The 5,871-nt window shown below is 60.6% G+C and carries 5 protein-coding genes and 1 pseudogene; all 6 read left to right on the top strand.

The window, feature by feature from the left end:
- Positions 1-167, top strand: a pseudogene (gene pyrH, locus EN749_RS39090) (UMP kinase); the annotation flags it as partial.
- 99 nt (positions 168-266) lie between these two features.
- Positions 267-821 (top strand): ribosome recycling factor, encoded by a 555-nt coding sequence (gene frr, locus EN749_RS28940; RefSeq protein WP_013531759.1) that lies wholly within the window; start codon positions 267-269, stop codon positions 819-821.
- 34 nt (positions 822-855) lie between these two features.
- Positions 856-1,590 (top strand): isoprenyl transferase, encoded by a 735-nt coding sequence (locus tag EN749_RS28935; protein ID WP_127327351.1) that lies wholly within the window; start codon positions 856-858, stop codon positions 1,588-1,590.
- Positions 1,587-2,402, top strand: coding sequence for a phosphatidate cytidylyltransferase (locus EN749_RS28930; protein WP_128364435.1), 816 nt, complete (start codon positions 1,587-1,589; stop codon positions 2,400-2,402). The genes EN749_RS28935 and EN749_RS28930 overlap by 4 nt, the downstream gene beginning before the upstream one ends.
- 104 nt (positions 2,403-2,506) lie before the next feature.
- On the top strand, positions 2,507-3,649 hold the full coding sequence (gene rseP, locus EN749_RS28925) for an RIP metalloprotease RseP (RefSeq protein WP_127273216.1): 1,143 nt from the start codon (positions 2,507-2,509) through the stop codon (positions 3,647-3,649).
- A 217-nt stretch (positions 3,650-3,866) separates the two neighbouring features.
- Positions 3,867-5,871: outer membrane protein assembly factor BamA (gene bamA / locus EN749_RS28920; RefSeq protein WP_128364434.1), on the top strand; the 2,005-nt coding region annotated here is incomplete at its 3' end.

The following is a 5,871-nucleotide window of genomic DNA, read 5'->3' as shown; positions in this document are numbered from 1 at the left end:
GCCATGGCGAAGTCATAAATCGCGGCCTGTCCATCATGGATACTGCTGCGATTGCACTTGCGCGCGAAAACAACATTCCGATAATCGTCTATTCGATCCACGAAAAAGGTGGTTTCGGCGATATTCTGAGGGGCGGCGGCCGCTGCACCGTCGTCGCGGACGATTGATCGGCGGCCTGACCCGAAAAGGGAAGCCGGTTTTCGAAAGTCCGATTCGAAGACGGCCCGAAGCAGTGAGCCCGCATTAGACGGGTCGAGGAGATAAAGATGAGTGGTGAGTACGACGATCTCAAGCGGCGCATGGATGGGGCTATTGCCGCGTTCAAGCATGATCTGGCCTCGCTGCGGACCGGTCGCGCCTCCAGCAATCTGCTCGATGCGATCCAGGTGCAGGCCTACGGCACCACCATGCCGATCAATCAGGTCGCCAACGTCTCGGTGCCGGAGCCGCGCATGATCTCGGTATCGGTATGGGACAAGTCGATGGTTGGCGCGGTCGACCGCGCGATCCGCGAATCCAATTTGGGGTTCAACCCGATCGTAGACGGCACCAACCTCAGGATTCCACTTCCCGAACTTAACGAACAGCGCCGCAAGGAACTGGTCAAGATCTCGCACACCTACGCCGAGAACGCCCGTGTCGCCGCGCGCCATGTGCGCCGCGACGGCATGGACTTCCTGAAGAAGGCGGAGAAAGACGGCGACATCAGCGAAGACGATCAGCGCAAGCGCTCGGACCAGGTCCAGAAACTTACCGACGAGACGATCAGCACCATCGACCACCTGCTTTCCGATAAGGAAGCTGAAATCATGCAGGTTTAGGGTCATGGCCGCCGGCTGACCCGAAAGCGAGAACATGGCAACGCCCGCGCATGTCGCGATCATCATGGACGGAAACGGACGCTGGGCCAAGGCGCGCGGCATGCCCCGTCTTGCGGGCCACCGTGCCGGTGTCGAGGCGCTGCGCAAGACGGTGCGCGCGGCACCTGGGCTCGGCATTTCCTACCTGACCGTCTATGCTTTCTCGTCGGAGAACTGGTCGCGGCCGAAGTCCGAGGTCAGCGACCTGATGGGCCTCTTGAAAATGTTCATTCGCCGTGACCTTGCTGAACTGCACCAGAGCGGTGTGCGGGTTAGAATCATCGGTGACCGGGCAGGGTTGCAGTCTGATATCAGGGGACTGCTCGACGAGGCCGAAACGCTGACGGCCGCAAACGAATCGCTGACGCTGGTGATCGCCTTCAACTATGGCGGACGAGACGAAATCGTTCGTACGGCACAAAAGCTTGCGGCGGCCGTGGCGCGTGGCGAACTCGACGCCGAGGCGATATCAGCCGAAAGCTTTGCCGGCGCGCTCGATACGCAAGGCATTCCCGACCCGGAACTGGTCATCCGCACCAGCGGCGAGCTCCGGCTGTCGAACTTCCTTCTGTGGCAAGCCGCCTATAGCGAACTCGTCTTCCTGCCTTGCTACTGGCCCGACTTCAGCCGCGAGCACCTTGCGGAAGCTTTGCGTGAGTTTGCTGGCCGCGAACGCCGTTTCGGCGGACTTGGGGGCCATGACGTCGCTTCGCGACCGGCCGCGGGATGAGCAATCTTCAACTGCGTATCGTTTCGGCGATCGTGCTCGCCATCATCACTCTCGGCTTGACCTGGATCGGCGGTTTGCCGTTCCGGCTGCTGTGTGCCGTGATCGTAGCGGCGATCTTCTATGAATGGACCCGCATGTCGCGGCCAACCGGGGCAACGGGCCTTGGTTTCCTGCCGGAAGCACTGCTGGTTGTCTTCATTGGCGCCTTGATTGGCGGTCTGGCCGCCTCCTGGCTGCTGCCGCTTGTGGCGGCCATTGTTGCCGCAACGGCGATAGCCGCCTCGGTTCGCAAGACCGGACAATGGGATGCGAGCGGCCTTGCCTATGCCGCGGTTTCAGGCCTGTCGCTCGCCTTGCTGCGCGATGGCGATCGTTCAGGCCTCATTGCCATCCTGTTCCTGTTCGCTGTCGTCTGGGCCACCGATATCCTTGCCTATTTCGTTGGCCGAGCCATTGGGGGGCCGAAACTGGCGCCCTCTATCTCGCCCGGCAAGACGCGCAGCGGCGCACTCGGCGGCGCTGTCGGCGGCGTCGTCGCCGGGCTGGTCCTCGCCGCAGCTGCCGGTGTCGGCAATATGGTATTGCTCGGCCTGGTCGCGCTCATGCTGTCGATTGTCTCGCAGGCAGGCGACCTGTTTGAATCCTGGATCAAGCGCCGCCATGGCCGCAAGGATTCGGGGGCGCTCATCCCGGGCCATGGCGGCGTCATGGATCGTGTCGACGGGCTTGTCGCGGCGGCATTCGCCCTATACGTCATCGGCTGGATTTCGGCGAACGCCGATCATCCGGCGCAGGGTCTGTTTCCCGTTTGAGCGATGTCATTTCAGGGTCCTTTGCGCGGTGCGCCTTGGATTCGCCCGGATTGGTGTCACAGTCACGGCGCAGTCCGCGCCGTGGAAGAATTTGAGGGTTTGTCTTGAACGAGATTCTTCACGCGCTTTTCAGCACAGAAGGCTTTGTCCTCGGTACGCTGGTGCCATTCCTCTTCGTGCTGACCGTGGTCGTGTTCGTCCACGAAATGGGCCATTACCTTGTCGGGCGCTGGTGCGGCATCGGCGTCAGGGCCTTCTCGATCGGCTTCGGCCCGGAACTCTTCGGCTTCAACGACAGCCACGGCACGCGCTGGAAACTGTGTGCGATCCCGCTTGGCGGCTATGTAAAATTCGTCGGCGACATGAACGCCACATCGAGCCAGCCCACGTCGGAAGAAATTGAAACGCTGACCGAGGACGAGCGCAAGGTCGCCTTTCACACGCAGCCGATCTGGAAGCGCGCGGCAACGGTGGTGGCCGGACCATTGTTCAATTTCCTGCTGACGATCGTCGTCTTTTCCGTGCTGTTCACCGCCTATGGCCGCTATGTCGCCGAGCCCATGGTGGCCGAGGTGACCGCCGACAGCCCGGCGGCGAAGGCCGGCATCCTTCCCGGCGACCGATTCGTCAGCGTCGACGGCAACAAGGTCGAAACCTTTGGCGACGTCCAGCGCCTGGTCTCGGGCCGTGCCGACGACGCAATCACCTTCGTCATGCTGCGCGACGGCCAGGAGGTCACTGTGACCGCGGCGCCGCGGCTGATGGAACAGGAAGACGCGCTCGGCAACAAGGTCAAGGTCGCCGTGATCGGTGTCGTCAACAACAAGGAACTCGGTCAGCCGAGGCTCATCACCTACACGCCGGTCGGAGCGGTCGCGGCGGCGGTCGAGGAAACCGGTCACGTCATCCAGCGCACCGGCCAGTTCCTGCAGCGCTTTGTTGTCGGGCGCGAAGACAAATGTCAGCTGGGCGGTCCGGTGAAGATCGCCGACATGGCGGGCAGGGCTGCGAAGCTGGGATTCGAATGGCTCGTGCAACTGGTTGCACTGCTATCCGTTGGCATCGGAATTCTGAACCTTTTGCCGATTCCCCCCCTCGACGGCGGTCACCTCTTGTTCTACGGGGTGGAGGCTGTCATTCGCCGTCCGGTGTCGGAACGGATGATGGAAATGGCCTATCGGGCCGGGTTGCTTCTTGTGCTGTGCTTCATGGGGTTCGTTTTTTGGAACGATCTGTTTGGGTGCTGAAATCATGAAGAAATTTGGCTTCTGCATGGACGATGTTGAGACGCCGTTTACCATGCAAGGGGATATGAGTGACGCGAAAGCCACGCCGCAGGGTTAAGTAAATACAAATTAACCAGAAGCCTTGCGTGTAGGGAAAATCCGGTTAATACGGTAGGGGAAATTACCGCACGTCCGGTTTTCTCGCCGTGGGGACTACGAGAAAAGGTTATTAAGCCCGATGAAGGCAGCATCCAAGTTTCTAAGCGCCGCGTCCGCGGTGACCCTGTCCGCGGCCATGGTCGTGCCAGGCGCGCTCGCAGTGCAGTTCGTTGCCACATCGGCGGCTGAAGCCGCTGTCGTCAGCAGAGTGGAAGTGAGCGGCAACCAGCGTATCGACGCTGAGACCATCCGCAATTACATCACCATCAAGCCGGGCAAGGCTTTCTCCAGTTCCGATATCGACGGTGCGGTCAAGGCACTGTTCGGCACTGGCCTGTTTTCGGACGTGCAGATCAACCAGGTCGGCTCGACGCTGGTGGTCAAGGTCGCCGAGTACCAGGTGGTCAACCAGGTGCTGTTCCAGAACAACAAGAAGCTCAAGGACAATGCGCTTGCGGCGGCGGTGCAGCTGAAGCCGCGCGGAACGTTCTCACAGGCGACGCTCGATGCCGACGTGGAATCAGTCAAGGCTGCTTACCGGCGCATTGGTCGTGACGATGTGACCGTGACCACGCAGGTCATGCAGCTTGGCGACAATCGCGTAAACGTTGTCTTCAACATCGTTGAAGGCGATCGCACGCAGATCGCGGCGGTCAATTTCGTCGGCAACAGTGCCTATTCCAGCCGCCGCCTGGCGGATATCATCAATACCAAGCGCTCGTCCTGGCTTTCCTTCGTCCTGCGCGACGACGTCTATGACGATGACAAGCTGCGCGCGGACGAGGAGCTGCTGCGCCGCTTCTACTACAATCACGGCTATGCCGACTTCCAGGTCGTGTCTGCTGTCGGCGAGCTCGACAGCGCGACGAACAAGTACACGGTCACCATCACCGTCCAGGAAGGCGACCGCTACACGTTCGGTGATGTCAGCGTCGAGAGCTCAATCCCTGAAGTCGACGGCAAGTCGCTGGAATCGGTGATCGAGACCCATAAGGGTGACGTCTACAACGCCAAGAACGTCGAGGATTCCATCATCGCGCTGACCGAGAAGGTGGCCGGTTCCGGCTATGCCTTCGCGCAGGTCACGCCGCGCGGCGACCGCAATTTCGAGAACCACACCATTTCGGTCGTCTACACGATCGACCAGGGCACCAAGGCCTATATCGAGCGCATCGAGATCCGCGGCAATGATCGCACGCGTGACTATGTCATTCGCCGCGAGTTCGATGTCAGCGAAGGCGACGCCTTCAACCAGGTGCTCATCCAGCGCTCGAAGAAGCGCCTGGAAAACTTGAATTACTTTGAGAAAGTCGACATCTCGACCGTGCCGGGCTCGCAGCCCGACCAGGTCGTTCTGGTGGTCGATGTGGTCGAGAAATCGACCGGCGAGTTCTCCGTGGGCGCTGGTTATTCGACCGGTGGCGACACGGCCGGTCCGTCGGTCGAAGGATCGGTGACCGAGCGCAACTTCCTCGGTCGTGGCCAGTTCATCAAGCTGTCGGCGGGCGGCGGCAAGAATTCACGCGACTACAGCCTCTCCTTCACCGAGCCTTATTTCCTCGGACGGCGCATTGCCGCCGGTTTCGACATCTTCAAGTCGACGCGGGAATACAACAACAACTATGACAGCGATACCACCGGCGCGACGATCCGCTTCGGCCTGCCGATCACCGACAGCATCTCGACGCAGTTGGCGTACAACATCTCGCAGGAAAAATATGAAGTTGACGACGGCTGCAATCCCACCGATTTAGACCCCAGCGGCACCTGCGATATCTCAACCGCGATCCTTGATGGCATCGAACAAAGCCCCTGGATCAAGTCGTCGGTCAGCCTCGGGTTGGTCTACAACACCATCGACGATATGAAGAACCCGCACGAGGGTATCTACGCCACCACGACGGTGGAGGTCGCAGGCCTCGGTGGTGATGCCAAGTTCGTGAAGGTCACGGGGCGCGGCAGCATCTACCAGACGCTGTCGGAGCAGTACGACCTGGTCGGGCTCGTTTCAGGTGGCGCTGGCCATGTTGAAGGATACGGCAGCGATGGTCTGCGGATTTTCGATCAGTTCCAGAGCACTGATC

The sequence above is a fragment of the Mesorhizobium sp. M7A.F.Ca.ET.027.02.1.1 genome (genome assembly GCF_004022985.1).
Lineage (GTDB): Bacteria > Pseudomonadota > Alphaproteobacteria > Rhizobiales > Rhizobiaceae > Mesorhizobium.
This window is presented reverse-complemented; position numbering and strand designations above follow the sequence as displayed.

Bases quoted from the DNA above. Each gene is read 5' to 3' on its own strand.
- frr (WP_013531759.1), top strand. From the start codon at position 267: ATGAGTGGTGAGTACGACGATCTCAAGCGGCGCATGGATGGGGCTATT.
- EN749_RS28930 (WP_128364435.1), top strand. From the start codon at position 1,587: ATGAGCAATCTTCAACTGCGTATCGTTTCGGCGATCGTGCTCGCCATC.
- EN749_RS28935 (WP_127327351.1), top strand. From the start codon at position 856: ATGGCAACGCCCGCGCATGTCGCGATCATCATGGACGGAAACGGACGC.